This window comes from Pseudomonas sp. NBRC 111139, from assembly GCF_001753955.1.
GTDB classification, from domain to species: Bacteria; Pseudomonadota; Gammaproteobacteria; order Pseudomonadales; family Pseudomonadaceae; genus Aquipseudomonas; species Aquipseudomonas alloputida.
Window position 1 is genome coordinate 1 of sequence record NZ_BCBP01000103.1, and the last position, 14,924, is coordinate 14,924.

The 14,924-nt window shown below is 58.5% G+C and carries 10 protein-coding genes and 1 pseudogene; 4 read left to right on the plus strand and 7 right to left on the minus strand.

All coding sequences use genetic code 11. The annotated features are described in order from the left end of the window. Positions 1-117 precede the first annotated feature (117 nt). Positions 118-696, minus strand: coding sequence for an NAD(P)H-dependent oxidoreductase (locus BJQ17_RS28015; RefSeq protein ID WP_070096928.1), 579 nt, complete (start codon positions 694-696; stop codon positions 118-120). Positions 697-1,358: 662 nt separating this feature from the next. On the opposite strand from BJQ17_RS28015, the gene dapB reads away from it, so the two are divergent. Next, entirely contained in the window at positions 1,359-2,393 is a 1,035-nt protein-coding gene (gene dapB, locus BJQ17_RS28020; protein WP_256560019.1) for a 4-hydroxy-tetrahydrodipicolinate reductase, read from the plus strand. An 18-nt stretch (positions 2,394-2,411) separates the two neighbouring features. Here the strand turns inward: dapB and BJQ17_RS28025 are convergent, their stop codons facing one another. Beyond that, positions 2,412-2,921 carry a hypothetical protein gene (locus BJQ17_RS28025; RefSeq protein WP_175442764.1) on the minus strand — a complete coding sequence of 170 codons (510 nt, stop codon included), beginning with the start codon at positions 2,919-2,921 and terminating at the stop codon, positions 2,412-2,414. A gap of 194 nt (positions 2,922-3,115) precedes the next feature. Here BJQ17_RS28025 and BJQ17_RS28030 point away from each other — a divergent pair. Then, positions 3,116-3,583, plus strand: a pseudogene (locus tag BJQ17_RS28030) (hypothetical protein); the annotation flags it as partial. Positions 3,584-4,044: 461 nt separating this feature from the next. Continuing rightward, positions 4,045-4,899 (plus strand): hypothetical protein, encoded by an 855-nt coding sequence (locus BJQ17_RS28035; RefSeq protein ID WP_070096929.1) that lies wholly within the window; start codon positions 4,045-4,047, stop codon positions 4,897-4,899. A gap of 78 nt (positions 4,900-4,977) precedes the next feature. On the opposite strand, the gene BJQ17_RS28040 is transcribed toward BJQ17_RS28035, so the two are convergent. From BJQ17_RS28040 to BJQ17_RS28055, 4 genes are all read right to left on the minus strand, one after another. After that, positions 4,978-5,589 (minus strand): hypothetical protein, encoded by a 612-nt coding sequence (locus BJQ17_RS28040; RefSeq protein ID WP_070096930.1) that lies wholly within the window; start codon positions 5,587-5,589, stop codon positions 4,978-4,980. Positions 5,590-5,639: 50 nt separating this feature from the next. After that, complete coding sequence (locus tag BJQ17_RS28045) at positions 5,640-5,924, minus strand: DUF4031 domain-containing protein (RefSeq protein WP_070096931.1); 285 nt, start codon at positions 5,922-5,924, stop codon at positions 5,640-5,642. Between the two features lie 150 nt (positions 5,925-6,074). Further along, complete coding sequence (locus BJQ17_RS28050) at positions 6,075-10,559, minus strand: sacsin N-terminal ATP-binding-like domain-containing protein (protein ID WP_070096932.1); 4,485 nt, start codon at positions 10,557-10,559, stop codon at positions 6,075-6,077. Positions 10,560-11,383: 824 nt separating this feature from the next. Then, positions 11,384-11,818, minus strand: a complete 435-nt coding sequence (locus tag BJQ17_RS28055; protein ID WP_060492524.1) for a PRC-barrel domain-containing protein — start codon at positions 11,816-11,818, stop codon at positions 11,384-11,386. A gap of 580 nt (positions 11,819-12,398) precedes the next feature. On the opposite strand from BJQ17_RS28055, the gene BJQ17_RS28060 reads away from it, so the two are divergent. Continuing rightward, positions 12,399-12,914 (plus strand): MgtC/SapB family protein, encoded by a 516-nt coding sequence (locus tag BJQ17_RS28060; RefSeq protein WP_060492525.1) that lies wholly within the window; start codon positions 12,399-12,401, stop codon positions 12,912-12,914. 40 nt (positions 12,915-12,954) lie between these two features. On the opposite strand, the gene BJQ17_RS28065 is transcribed toward BJQ17_RS28060, so the two are convergent. Then, on the minus strand, positions 12,955-14,924 hold a 1,970-nt coding region (locus BJQ17_RS28065; protein ID WP_139139831.1), incomplete at its 5' end, for a PAS domain-containing protein.

Genomic DNA, 14,924 nt, shown 5'->3' on the forward strand with positions numbered 1-14,924 from the left:
GTACAGGCGCGCGACATTTTTGCACAAGCGTCAGGGGGTGGGAAGCCAAGCTGAACAAGGCGTCACAGCAGGGTGGCTCGGCTGGGCAGCGCAGGGGCACGGCCCGACCGGGGCCGATCAGCGGCTGGCGACGGCCTGGACTTGTTTGAGCCAGGCTTCACGCTGTTCCGGCTTGGAGCCCAATACCGGACCGAAGGTCAGGGTTTTCAGAGGTTTTATGCCGCAGAACTCCAGGGTGGTCTTGCGCATTTGGTGCAGGCCCGGCATGCGATACACCCATCGGTAGTACCACGGCGGCGTGTCCATGGTCACCAGAAGGTGAGCCGTGCGGCCCTTGAGCAGCTTATCCGGGAAAGGCGAGCCCTTGCGGTACTTGAAGGCAAAACCGGGCAGAAACACGCGGTCGAAGAACCCCTTGAGCAACGCCGGAATGCCGCCCCACCAGATCGGGTACACCAATGTCAGGTGTTCGGCCCAGGTAATGTCGTTCTGTGCGTTGATCAGATCGGGCTCAAGCAACTGGATCTGGTTATAGCCATCGTGCAAGACCGGATCGAAATCCAGGGTATCCAGGCGCAGCAGGCGCACCTCATGGCCTGCTTGCGTGGCAGCCTCGATATAACGTTCGGACACAGCGCCGCAAAAGCTGTCGTTCGAAGGGTGGCCGAGGATTACGAGCATGCGTTTGCGCTTCATGACAAACTCCAGGTAATGAAGTGCCAAGGGTAAAGTCTGCCCCTTACGGTAGAGTCAAGCCTTGCCGGTTAGCGGTAGAGACAAACAGTCCAGCAGCGCTCGGCTGGAGCCCGGCAAACCGTTGAATGAGGGGGCGCAGAAACGCAATGTGCGTTGAGCCAGCACTCGCACTTGCAAGCGCCAACCGGCTTGAAGGGCTTGCGCCTCCAGAAAGACGGCGAGGGTACTGTTGGCGTTGAGGGCGACATAAGCGTGGCTGAGGGGTCGCGATCGCGCTGGGGGCATGCCGACCTACAGCTAAAGCGTCTATGAAGCCTTACCGGCGCGAGATGAGCCGGCCGCACAGGTTCCGTTGAGGGTGTGCGTTTAGAGGTCTCGTACCTCATACCGGTCGTGCAGACCGTTTTTTTTGGGTTCTTCACGGATTGCCGGGAAAGTCATTCAAGGCCAGATTTGAGACCAGAATGGGATAGACCCCAGTTCGGTTTTTCGATGGAGCGGGATCGTGGACAGATGAGCATTTGGCTTCTGGCAGGTTCAGGAGGTCACCATGGCTCTTTCGGAAACAGCGATGGGCTTACTCGAACCGCTGTCTATACAGAGGGTCGAGTGCGTGCGGCTGTTGCTGGATCAGGTGGGCCCGGCTCAATGGCATTCATAGCGTGAAAGTGCCTGCCAGGCGTTTGCGCACAACCCTCTACGTTGTCACCGTTCGATCTTGCCGCGTGAACAGTGTTTTCAAAGTTACAGCCGGCACTGGCAACCGTGGAACAGATTCTCAATACCAACGTGGCCGGCAGCTTTCAATTCGCGGCGTTATCGCGGTTGCCGTAAGCATGACGGCGGCCGCTTTTTTTAAAGGAGACGTTTTGATACCTATGGATAGACCAATAAGACTGGTGGTATTGGGCGCGTCGGGGCGCATGGGTCAGAGACTGGTGCGAAGCTTGCTTCATGCCCAGGGTGCGTGCCTGCATGCTGCGGTGGTACGGCCTGGTTCCAGCTTGGTTGGCAAGGACTGCGCTGAAGTGGTGGGGAGTGACCCGACTGGGGTGCATTTCACTGACGATATGTTGCGATCGCTCGACGGGGCTGATGGCGTGCTTGATTTCACCCAGCCCGAAGTCACGTTGCAATGCTTGGAGTACACCTCGGCCCGAGGGTTGGTTCACATTATTGGTACGACTGGTTTCAACCCCGAGCAGGAAGCGGCGATTGCTGGCAGCCAAGGGGCGCGCATTGTCAAGTCTGGCAACATGAGCGTAGGGGTGCAGTTGCTCAGTGTCCTCGCTGAAATTGCCGGTCGAGTGCTACCTGCGGAGGATTGGGATGCTGAGGTGCTGGAAATGCATCACCGTCATAAGGTAGATGCACCGTCCGGCACGGCGTTGATGATGGGGGAAGCGGTCGCCAAGGGCCGGCAGGTGGACCTAGGCAGCCAGGCGGTGCGCGTGCGGGATGGGCTGACCGGCCCCCGTGAAGTGGGCACCATTGGTTTCGCCACCCTTCGGGGGGGCTCAGTGGTGGGGGATCACTCACTCATCTTTGCGGGCGAAGGAGAAGTATTTACCCTTAGCCACCAGGCACTAGATCGGCAGGTATTCACCCGAGGGGCGCTGCGGGCGGCACGCTGGGCTTGGCATCAGCCTGCCGGGGTATATTCCATGCAGGCGGTGCTTGGCTTGGCAGTGAGTTGAGCGTGAGTGCGATGCGGGCTAGTGGTGCTCTAGTCGCATGGATTGGTCCAGCGCTTGCAAGAGTGTCTGGTCGATCTCGTCCAGATCCTTGCAGATGAACCGCACACCCGATGCCTGCATCTGCTGTTTCTGGTACAGGGTTGCGGGTTTGCCGATAAAGCCACAACCGAGCGTTTTGCTCACTTGGGCGACCCGGTTCAGGTCATCGATGAATACCAGCTCGCCGGCACCGGTAGCTGTTTGACGGTGGATTTCAGCCATGCCCGGGCGTGCGTGGCCCATGTCGATGTAAGGCAGGTCGGCATCGAAGTACTCACTTACCGGCGCCAGGTAGCGGTCGAAGATCGCTGCCTTGGGGCTTCCCCCATATGCGGTGATACGAGCGCCTGTTTCTTTGAGCCGGGCGAGCAAGGCAACGGCTCCCGGTGCCAGCTGTACAGGGTGGCGTGCGGCGTAGTGGGCTTGCTCTGCGAGGAAGGCATCTATGGTTTCCATGGCTGTCCAGGGCAGGTTGCAGGCCAGCGCCATGATGTGCCCCCCGGCCATATGCGGCGAGCCTAGTATCTGGCGTTCTAGATCGGCCGTGCGAAAGAACAGCCGAAAGCACCTGCCGATTGTTGCCCGCCGTCAATGTCGGTAGGCGGTGCCCCGCGTGTTGTCTTGGCGGAACTCATCACTGCCCGGGGCGGCAGGCACAGCCTCCATGATCAGATGGCTCAATGCGCTGGAGTGGGGTGCACGTGATCTTTGGCGACGATGTATTGGTCACGGGCTCGACTGCAGACAAAGTGCTTTACGAGTCCATGCTCAGCGGCGCGAAGTCGTTTCAGTCGATTTACCCGGTGGCCATTGACCCACGGGTGGCGCTAGCCGACGCCAAGGTCGAGGAGCGACTGAACAGAGTCGTGATCACCCACCGGCTCGACGACACCCTTGCTGCGCTGCTGTCAACGCCGGATTACCAGCCTATCCTACGCACCTTGCGCTTGGTGTTTGCCAGCGACAACCGTGCCGAATTGGCTGCGTTTCTGCCCAGGGTGCCCGTGCGTAATTGGCTGCGCTTGTACATGTCCGCGTTGGGCAACGAGTTCCTCGCCCAGCCTGACTGCGCGCCGTCCTTGGTCATCCTCAAGCGCCATCTCACCGACGCTGGTTTATTGCGCCCTGATGATATGGCGGTCTGGGGTTGAGCGGTCGTTAGGTGACTCCGATTGCGGATGGCGTCGACTGTCGGGTCGTGCTGCTCTGACTGTGCGGTGATTATCTCAGCCATCAGTCCGCTCGGGATCCAATCAGGATCTGGGGCGTAATGACCATGAAATGCTCCGGTGGTTGACGCGGCACGGTGCCTAGCTTGCTGCCGAGTAAGTGGCCGAAAAATGGCGCGATCGCTTGTGAGCCAGCTTGTAGAGAATTACCGAACTCGACTATATGCGCTGGGGGCATCCCTTATTCTTCGAACAGGGAGTCGAAAACCGGTCATGCGAAATGGCGGTCATCACCGTCCTTGGACCGGGCGGTGTGTCGATGCGTCGGATACTAGATATACTCCGGCGCCCTTGGTCCGTGCGCCGGCCTGGCCCCTCTAATCAGCGGCAGGTCAGCGCCAGCGTCCTGACCTATCCAGCACAGAGCTGCACCTGGTGACATGATGACTGAACCTCAAATCGATATCCCCGACGGCAGCGCCCAAGAACACGAGTGTGTCGAGCCTGATGCACTCCGCCTGACTCAAACCGAGCCCACCTACAACCAGGCGGATTGGTCGGTGGAGCTAAAAGGTGACCACATGGACCTCGGAAACCTCTCGATCGCGCCAGGCCGGTCGGACTACTTCCGGGTTTGGGGTGGCGTCGATGATTGGAATGACTGCCCGAGCGACCGGTACTTCTTCAATACGCTGTACTTTGAGGCGGCGCGCAATGAAGAGGTCATCTGGCAGTTGACGCACGAGCTCGTGGAGATTTTCAACAGCACCACCGAATTTTTCAGCCTCGGTGCGTGGAAACAGTCTGTGCACGAAATCCGGTACAAGGATGTCCCGATCACCTTCCGGCCGAAGGCTAAGGTCGTGAAGCTGATAGGGCGGCCCGCGTCGATGTCGCACCGCAAATGGCAGCAGCACATGACTGATGCGTTGCAGTCATGCCCGCGCCTGGCGCTTTTGGTCCTCGCGACCGAAAAGGAAGACATCCGCATCATGCTCAAGTACTTCTCGGAGCCCGGGAGCTGGGCGATTTACTACAAAGTGCTGGAAACAATGGAGACCCTGGCCAGGAAGAATAAGGGCACCAGCGTACCTGTGGAGAGGGCAAAAAAGTCGCGCTTTACGAACAACGCCAATAATTACGAGGTAGTGGGCATTGATGCCCGGCATGGAATGATGCCGCAAGGCAAAGAGAATCCCGTCAAACCGATGACTCTCGAGGAAGGGCATTCCTTCATCACGGACTTCTGCAAGTCGTACCTGAACCTGGTATACCCAGAGTTTTTCAGGTTCAGCTAAGCCCTCTGCGCCAGCGGTCAGAGTGCACAGTGGCGGATCTTGAAACCTGACATTTGCAGGTTTCAAGATCCGCAGTGGTTACAAGGTACCGGGATCGATCCCGATCGTACGAAGGGATTGAGACAGTGAGGCGTCGATGACGGCTTCGCCTGTGGTTGAGGCCGCTTGATTGATCCCCACAATTCGGTACCGCAGCTTCTGCCCGGTCAAAAGCTGCAGGATGATTTGCCTTGCTTTGTCACCGGTGGCCACCGTGTAAGGACTCATCATCTGCGACGCGGCCTTCATGGCCTGCTCCTGGGCATTCCTGACGATTTCAGCTTGCTCGCCAGTGACAGTCACACCGATCGGAGCTACGGCCGGAGCAAGGCTCACTGGCGTCTCCTGCGGGGTAATGGTCCAGGCCTCGTGCTGATCGATACGCAGTTGCACGGTACCGACCGGCAGCTTGAATCGGCCGCCAGACATCACTCCAACGAAAAGCTCATCACCTTCTTTGCGAATCACCGGGTAGTAGTGTGCTGGCCTGGTGACAATCCAGCTCGAATTGCCGATGTCACCAGTAGTAACCATCATGGTCGTTTTATCGGTGAACTCGTCTGTCGTAGCCGTCGCTTTCCAGGTTTGTTTGCTGCCGGCGCACCCTCCAAGAGAGAGGGCAACGGCAAGTATTGCTGCAGTCCATTTCATAGCGACTTCCCAATATTCAAGGCTGCCGAGTGTAGCAGGGTGTCACCGCCCTAAGGTGCGGCGGGAGTTTGGCTTTGCTGGCGCAGTTCAATCTTCAAACGCTTGCAGCGATCAACAATGGTTTCCCGATCTGCATCAATTGCCCCAAGCTTCAATGCTCGAGCACGCACTGCGACGGTGACGTCATAGTGTGGGTAGCCCGAAGACTGAAACCAGGTACGGCGGAGTCCGAGCCTAGCTGCAAACGCATGCAGCTCATCGAGACTGTCCGCCACTAGGTGGCACCAGAGCTTGCCGCGCCATAAAATTTCCTCCGAATTGACATAGATAGCCATTGTTTCCACCCTGCTGAGGTTGACGGGCTGATCGCTACTGACCGAGAGCCCAGAGCCCAGACCCCAGAGCCGGTGCGAGGCATGCGTCGGCTCGGGGCAGTTTAACGATCTCAGACCCCGAGTTACCCCAAAGGCAGGTACCACTTTTGCCTAGCTGAACTCAAACTTCAGTTTTTCAGCGTCTTGCACGCCAGTGAGGGTCAGTCCTCCACCTACCTGCACCGATAGCTTGCTAAGCGGATCGAATAGAAAAAAGACCTGTAGCTTGCCTACACCGTCTTCAAGGCCAGTGACGATCGCTAGGAAGAAATCAGGATCCTCTCGTGCTGCTTCGACCTCCCGGGCAGTGAGGGTGACTTCATTGGGGAGGCCAGCTGCGGAGACCATCTTAATTTCGAAGCATTGCCGCAACTCATCAATCGCATCAACACCCACACCTCTTTTGTTGCGCAGGTCATTGAGCTGATCGTGGTCTAGTCGCAAGGCTTGCATAACCGCCTCGAGAGCCAGCCTCTCACGTTCGTCAGTGGGTGGGAGTACTGAGCGTTGTGCAGACACAGTCGCAGGCAGTACCGGTGCGGAGGGGTCAAACTCGCGTGCTTTGCTCGAGCCGCGTGGCTTGGCAAATACAAGATTCCCGCGTGGCGGAGCTCCTTTGTTAACAATCGTCCCCGTTGAGGGCTGCAGGTTGGTGAGATCCTTCAACTTGCGAACCTGAGCCGGTGGTGGTGTGCCGCTGCCTGCTGCCGGCGCACCAGCTTTGCCTGGTGTCCTCTTGATGGCAGAGCGTTTCCCAACCTGCTCAGCAAGTTTTTCTAGGCGGTTCGGATCATCAGCCTGCTCAGCCCTTGTCGAGCGGAGAACCGGCCCCTGGGCTTGCTCACCGTACACCGCCCTAGGCCACACTGCGGCCCAAGCCCATGAGATCTTCTTGAGATCACCCTGGAACAGAGACGCAATCGCCTGACCGGCACCCCGATCAGTAGCGGCTTCATCTGAAGAGCTCAAAACAAGATAAAGCGGTTCACGATTTATGTGGGCCCTGGCCGGCAGTCGGAGCTGGCCGCCGTCGATACTCGCGACGATTGTCAGGTCGGGGTTGATGACCACAGGTGCTGCAGCAAGGCTTTCCCAGCTAACACTGAGGCTATCTACCAGCACTTGATCTGAACGCACGAACTCCTGTTTGAGGAGCGCGACAGCTTTAGCAAAGACAGGCCTGATGCAGTCACCTTCGGCTCGACCGCGCGCCGGGCGGGACTCTGCATGGAAGTCAGCCAGGCTGAGATGCACGATGTTCAGGGCGTCAAGAGCCGGCCTGATAGGGTCAAAGGTGCTCAACCCGAGGCGCCACACGTTGATCGTCTCCGGGGCGACGTCTTGCAGCGATTCGCCCTCTAGAGCGTATACGGGGCGATCTCTGGTCCATGCCGTGCCTGTCCAAAGCGGGAGGCGGCGCAGGGTCGTGCGCATTTGAGTCGAAAGGCTGGCGATACCGTTGGCGAGCAGAGTGAAAGCACGGATCATCACCCCTTTATCTTCAGGTGAGGGCGGTGCCGATGATGCTGAAATTTCTCTGAGGACAGCTATGGCATCATTCACCGAGGGCAATGGAACACCGAGCTCAGTCCACAAGGATTCGAGGCCCTCAACGTGGGGCGCGAACTTCCGATGACTGCCAAAAATTGCGGGGCCGCGGAGCAAGGTTTCTGGCGAATGCCACTGACCGTCGACGAGCAATAGGCCTTGCTCTCTCATGCCCGCCCGAAACGCATTTTTGAGGCTGGCAGGGGTCATACGGCCCTCCGGCGAGGCCTCTTTCCGATTCCGGAGTGAGGCGGCGAGCAGCTGATAGATCGCCAGCGCATCAGTAACAACCGTAGGTGTCACCTGTTCACTACGCAGTGCCCTGAGTTGTTGCACCAACTCCTGTTGGGTTGGGCCGGCGCGAACTGCAAGTGCAGCCAAGACACCTGATCTGTAGATCTGCGCGTCCACCTTGCCGAGGGTGATGGATCGTTCACTTGGTTTAGTTGAGGTACCTGGTGGTTGCAGACGTAGACTGGACGGGCGCTGCAAGCTGTTTCCGGCGTCAGGTAACCATTTCACAGCAGCGAGGCGAGCTAGCCAGGTTGCTCGAACTTCGGACCCTGGATGCCAGTGCCCGTTAAAACCCTTCACTGGCAATGCAAGAGCGGCTTCTGCATATCGCCTCCATTCCCGATTCAGCACCACAAGGAGTGCCTCGCCGCGGACGCGCCCTAGTTTTGCTGGGGAGCGCGCGATATCCTCAGCGACGGCGTCTGCGTCAGGGGACCAGTGATCATTGAGCAGATAGTCATACGCTCCAGCCGCCTTTATGCTCTCCAAGTGCTCTGGGGTTCTCATGCCACTCTTAACCGGGCTGGCTGGCCTCGTGTCTCGCGACCATAGCTGGACCTCGTCACGCGGCGGTATCAGCCGCGGCTCGCGTGCCACGCCCCAGGCTAAGAGCAGACTTCGGGCACCTTGAGAGGTCCGGCTCGCGCTAAGTTTCAGAGTCTTCGCGTACGCGCTATCGACCCAATTTAGGCTAGGCGTTTTCCCGGCGGCTTTTGCGAAGCTATCCGTATCACGGTCAATTGCTGCAGACATATACAGCGCGGTCGGGCGACACCACCCCGTCTCACGCGTCCCACCCGGCAGGTACCAGAACGCTCTCAACTCGATACGCTGGCCAACCCTTAGCCCAATCGCCTCACGCTGATCGCGTGGCAATTCAGCCCAGGCATCACGCAGCGCGAGCAGTTCCGGATCATGGAGCCTGATGGCTGTGGAATCGGCGTCTTGGTCAAAGGACCCACGCTTGATGATCTGGAACACATCGGTAGGCGCGTCTTGGCGATCGAAAAGTACATGCCGCTTTTGAAGGGCGGCTAGAAAAGCGTCAACATCGGAGCTTTCAGCGAAATATGCCGGGTGAAGCTGGCGCGTGAGGCCGAGCCGAGCAGCTAACGAGCTCGGCGAGGTGGACTTAACCAAAACCCATTGATCCGCGGTCGCCGGCAGCGCTGTGGTTGTACCGTCAACGAGAAGCAGGCTCTTCCTGGATGTGAACTCTTTGACCAGGTGATGCTGTTCGGCGATTCCTGCGAAGCGCACGTACCAGTCAGCCGGCCTTGAGATCTCGACATCGAGGATGTCCAGGGCGTCTGCTACATCAACAACAGTCGAGCATCCCAACTCCTCGAGGACAGGACGCCATCTCCCCGGGCCGTCGCGCTGTGTGCGGGGTAATGCGATTTTGCCATCGCAAAGAATCTCCACGTCATGTTCGTCGAGCAGTTGCTCGAGCTCTGCACTTTCGTAGACCAGTGCGTGAACCGGTGTGGAGCCCTCGTGCGTTAAGACAGCAAGGGTGGCGATGAGGGTCGCATGGCTAGCTTCCACTACGTCTTGAATGACCCTGGCAGAGATCCAACTTTCGGGGTCCTTGACCTCGGACGCGAGCGGGATATGGTTCCAACCGGCCACGTCTCCCGACTTGAAGTGCTCAAGTGCTGCCCAACTGACCAAGTGTCCGAGATCCTTGAAACGGTCAGTGTTCCACTCATTGGGGAGCAGGGTGGATCGCGCAGCGTCGGGATCAAACTGGGCATTCAGTCCGATGGACAGGCCTGTTTGAACGGGCAGCGGCATTCGGTCGTAGAGAGGCAGTGAATCCTTCGGTGGCTGCAGTGGCACGCAAATCCCGATCGGCGTTGTCGCACCAGTCGCTTTGTTCGCGCGGGCTGTCACGCTGCGAATCGGACGATGAGTTGAGTAGCGGCGGTACACCAGTGGCCCACTGCCTGGCCGGAGGAGGGCTACATCCACGATTTCCACCGAAGCAGGAGTACCGTCGAAACTGATTGTTCGCCCGGGCCGAGGTGTCACCTCTATTGAAAAGGACAGGTCTTGAGAAGTGTCTTCCAGGTGATGAAATTGGAGGGTCCGAATGCTACGCAGGAACAGCAAAGCGTCGACGTTCAGTTGCTGCACCGCATCTGCGACTCTCTCAGCTGTCACGGATTCGAATAGTGGGATCGCAAGCAGTGTGTCACGCCGACTTGACTGGTACACGCCGAGCACATCTGGGTAGGGCGCCACTGCCTGTGGTCCGGTGCTGTTGATTGCAAAATGAAAAGGATGGGCATGGACAGAAATCGGGCCGCCCAGTGATCCGAGTGTCCTTTGCCCGATGCCAAAACGGCCAGCTGCATCGGCGTCGTCTTTCTTTGTCGACAGCCAGGGCAAGAGCATTGCCGCGACGTTGGCCAGCGTGACGGGTGTACCGTCATGGACAATCAAAAGCTCTCGAGTGGGTAGGGCGCGATAAACGATGTGTAGGCACGTGGCGTTGAGATCGTCAGCGTTCTGCAGGCATTCCACCAAACCCTGAAAGGGCCGGGGACTGAGCGATCTAGCTCCTCTTTCTGCGCCTTCCAGGCTCGCTTTGAACATCCGTCGCTGTCCAGCAAAGAGCTCGCTCAAGCGTTGAATCGCCGCCTGCGCCCATTCAGCGGTTGGGGACTGGGGCACCCAGGCGCGGTTGTCCCAATCCTCGGAAATTCGATCGGCCGCCACCCGGCCCGCGTCGGCTTCAGCATTGATCATCGTGGTCACAGGCAAGCGCTTCCATTGGCTCAAAACAGATGGCCAGCAGTATTGCGCTGTAGCGCAACCAAGAGAAGTCCCAGGTGCTAAGGATCAGGGAACTTGAAGGACATGAACTGGATGGGCTCACCTGTTCTCCCGCAAGGGGGAGCTAGTTTCGCACTACCCCAATGTCTGGCTGTTGGTCAGCGCGATAATCCTCCGCGCCACGTCTGTTGGGGGGGGCCTGGTTTTCTAAGGTGGTGAGCTTAAGCGGGGGTCTTACGCTCGGGAGCACTCTGGAAAGCGAAAAATCACCGCGAAGACAGTTTTGGCACCCAAAAGGAACAGCGTGGTCGGCAGATTACCGAAAGCGCTGGGTATCTTCGGTTGGGGGCATCCTTTTCAAACCACCCAAAGCATGCCCTCAAATATGCCCCAGATTTAGCAATTAGCTGGAAGTAAATGGCTATTCGAAGCTAGAAAAAGCCAGAAATGATTAGCTAACAAGCATGCGTGAAGTCCCTAGAGACTCTCAGAGTCCCCGAAGAACATTTGGAAAGGCCTCTGGAACGGCATTTCTGGCTTCAAAAAGCAGAAATGTACCCCCAAAAATACCCGCGATACCCCCAGCAGGATGCACGATCGAGAATGGCGATTTCTGACAGCTGTCGAGATGGTGCAGCTTGGATTTCAGTGTAACTCCATGGCGGTGTGGTCGAAAGCAGGACAGTGCCTCGTCCGTATGGAAATTTTTCCACACGGCTGCTATCGACCCAAATCCGCCTGCCACGACCCTGTTGGTCAGGATAAGCTTGGCCGGAAGCCCGGCCAAGCAGGGCCCATCACAGCCGGGGATCGCTTTCCCACGTGGTGCCGTAGTAGTCGTGGATACCTCTGCCCCAAGTCGGATCGCTCATGTTTGGCCAGTTGTCCTTATCGAAGCCTGGGGCGTTCTTCAGGCGGTCCTTGTCGGCATCAAGGACGAAGCGCTTGTTCACCGTGTCCAGGCGCAAAGCAGCCCACGGCACGGCGAACAGCTTTTCACCCATCCCCAGGAAACCGCCAAACGACAGTACAGCGTACGCAACCTTGCCGCTGGCGGTGTCCAGCATGATTTCCTTGATGTCGCCCAAGTCTTCGTCTTGCGTGTTATACACGTCGTTGCCGATGAGGGTATCCGCGCCCATCAGCCGCGGCCCCGGGCCGCGGTCTCCCTCGGCAGTGAAATCGGTCCGTCCCTTGTACATACCGTACTTGTCGCGCTCTTCGAAATTCATAGTACGCTCCTGGCCAGCGGCCACAGGCAGTAGAGCCTCTCGACTCTTTGTTCAAGGCTGCTCGAGTGACGCCGGCGGGAATGTCGGCGTCATCTCACATTTTATAACCGCGCGATATCCCTCGAGCATTTAGTAAGGCTCGTACGAGAAGCGGGCGGGACAGCGAGCGACGGAATAGGACACTAAGCTACGACAGCCTGGATGCGTTCTGCGGCGCTCAGAATAGGAGAGTGGTCAGCATAACCAGCCGTTCGCTATTTGCGACCAGTGGTGGGACATGGAGTCGACTGAAGCGGCTGCGACTGGCCGTCAATTCGGTCTGAACGCCTTACCGACAGCACAGCACGCGCTGAGAATATCTACGGCGACCTGCGAAACTTGATGCTGACCGTCAATTGCAGAGACGAACAAGAGGTTTGCCCACGAATACTGCAAGGCGACCACTTGAGCGTTCGATGCAGCAAACGTGCAGTGCTCGCAGTCACACTCTGTAACTGCCTCCGGAAGACCCGGCCATGCCCATCGAGATCGTAAAAAGCGCCAGCAGAGGCCGAACGTGTAAACGGCACGGACCCCATCCATGGATCTGATCTGGCAAACAATCCAGGCCGAATTCGCCGATATCGGCGATGTGCGTGAGGTCGTGCGGATTCTTGTACGCCTCGTGATGGCTGCCGTACTAGGCGCGGTGCTGGGTTTCGAGCGCGAGCACAAGGGCAAATCTGCCGGGGTGCGCACGCACATGCTGGTTTCGCTCGGCGCGGCGCTGTTCGTACTGGCACCGAGCACGGCAGGTGCCGATGCGCAGGCGCTCAGCCGGGTGATTCAGGGCATCGTTGCCGGTATCGGATTTCTGGGCGCGGGCACCATTCTCAAAGGCAATGGCCAGGACACCAGTCATGTCAAAGGCCTTACCACAGCTGCCGGGTTATGGATGACGGCTGCCATCGGTACGGCAGCGGGGATGGGACGCGAAGCCACGGCGCTGGTCAGCACGGTGCTGGCGCTGTTGGTGCTGGGAACGATGCCTTTGCTGGTGGACAAGGTTGAAGGGCAGGACGAAGAAAAACAGAAGGAGGAGGGCAGGAAGCACTGAGGGGCGTGAGTCGCCCCCGGTAAAGCCCATCTTCTCCTATTCAAACCGACGCTGAGCCATTCAGGCGCTCGATCGCGTCAATCAAGTCGTCATAACCCACCGGCTTGTTCAAGTGGCGGTCAAAACCGGACTGGCGAGACTTGTGTTGGTCCGCGCTTGCCCCATAGCCAGTCAACGCAATGGCAGGGATGTAGCGCAGATGCTCCAGGCCGCGCAGCGCCCGGATCAGAGCATGGCCATCCATGCCAGGCATGCCGATGTCGGAAATGATCACGTCGTAACGCGCATCTGCCGCCGACTGCAGCGCCAGTTTCGGGTCGCTGTACGCATCGACGTCGGCATCTTCCATCAACAGCAATTGTTCCATCACTTCCAGCACATCGACCGAGTCATCCACCAGCAGGATGCGAACCCCTTTCAGGCGACCTTCTGAGGGCAGCACTTCGCCCTGAGCCTGGGGTTGCTGGGTATACACGCACAAAGGCAGGGTAATGATGAACGTACAACCCTGGCCTATTCCGGGAGACTCCACGCTTACCGCTCCGCCATGGGCTTCTACCAATTGACGAACCAGGGAAAGGCCAATACCTAGCCCCTCTCGCCCATGGCCGGTGGGTGCAGCCTGGTTGAACAGCTCAAAAATATCTTCCAGGGAGTTTTGGGCGAGGCCTATGCCCTGATCGATGACTTCAAGTCGCGCCTGCTCATCCTGTCGAGCAAGTCTCAACAGAATTTCGCCATCGGCAGGGCTGAACTTCAGTGCGTTGTTCAGCAGGTTCCAGATGATCTGCTCGACACGGGTGCTGTCGGCCTCCACATAGACCGGTTCGCCATCGGCCGGCAGCGTCAGCCGAACACTTCGGCCGCGCTGCTCATTGCAGGCTACGGAGCAGATACCCTGCAGCACGGCGCACAAATCGACCGGCTGGGTCTTCAGTTTGAGTTTGCCCGTGCGGATGCGCGCTACATCGAGCAAGTCATCGATGATCCGCGCCTGGCTGGTGACCGCTTCGCGAATGACGTTGACCGCTTTGCTCGCCATGCCGGTACTTGTGACCGATGGTATACGTCGCAAGATATCGGCATTGAGCTGAATCAGGTTCAACGGGTGCTTGAGCTCGTGGGACATCACCGCGAAGAACTCATCCTTCATGTGGCTGGAGCTTTGTGACTCGGCCAGGCGCTTGCTTTGTTCGTCCTGCAGGCGCTTGTGGCCGGTCAGATCACGGGCGATCTTCACGTAACCGCGCAGGCTGCTGCCCTTGAGGCGTGAAACTTCACCACTGCAATAAAAGCGGCTGCCGTCCTTGCGCACATGCCAGCGTTCGTCCTGGCCGCGGCCATGCAGGCGGGCAGCGCGCAATTCGCGTTCCGGCTCGCCGTTTTCGCGGTCCTGCTCGGTGAAAATCAGCGCATAGTGAATGCCCAGCACTTCATCCTTGGCGTAGCCGAAGATCAGCGCAGCGCCCGTGTTCCAGTCGATGATCAGGCCTTGTTCGTCAAGCAGGATGATGGCGAAGTCATGGGTGCTCTCTGCGACCAGGCGCATGCGCTCCTCGCCTTGACGCAAGCGTTCTTCGGCTGCGCGACTCTTGGTGATGTCGATAAACGTCAGCACGGTGCCATCGACATTCTGCTCGCTGGCCCGGTACGGTAGCAGGCGCGCCAGGTACCAATGCTGGTCCTGGCCGATCACTTCACGCTCGATCGTGGTTTCGCGTTCGATCACGGCGCGCGCATCGTCCGCCAGGCCTGGGTATTCCAGACGATGGGTGATGTCGAGCAGCGAGCGGCCGGTGTCGACCGGCAGTATGCTGAAAATGGCGGTGGCCCCAGGGGTGAACCAGCGAATGTGCAAGTTGCGGTCGACAAACACGGTGGCGATCTGGGTGGAGGCGATCAGGTTGCTCAGGTAGTCGTTGATCTTGTCGGTTTCATCGACCTTGGTCTTGAGCTCGTAGTTGACCGTCAGCAGTTCTTCGTTGATGGATTGCAGCTCTTCCTTGCTGG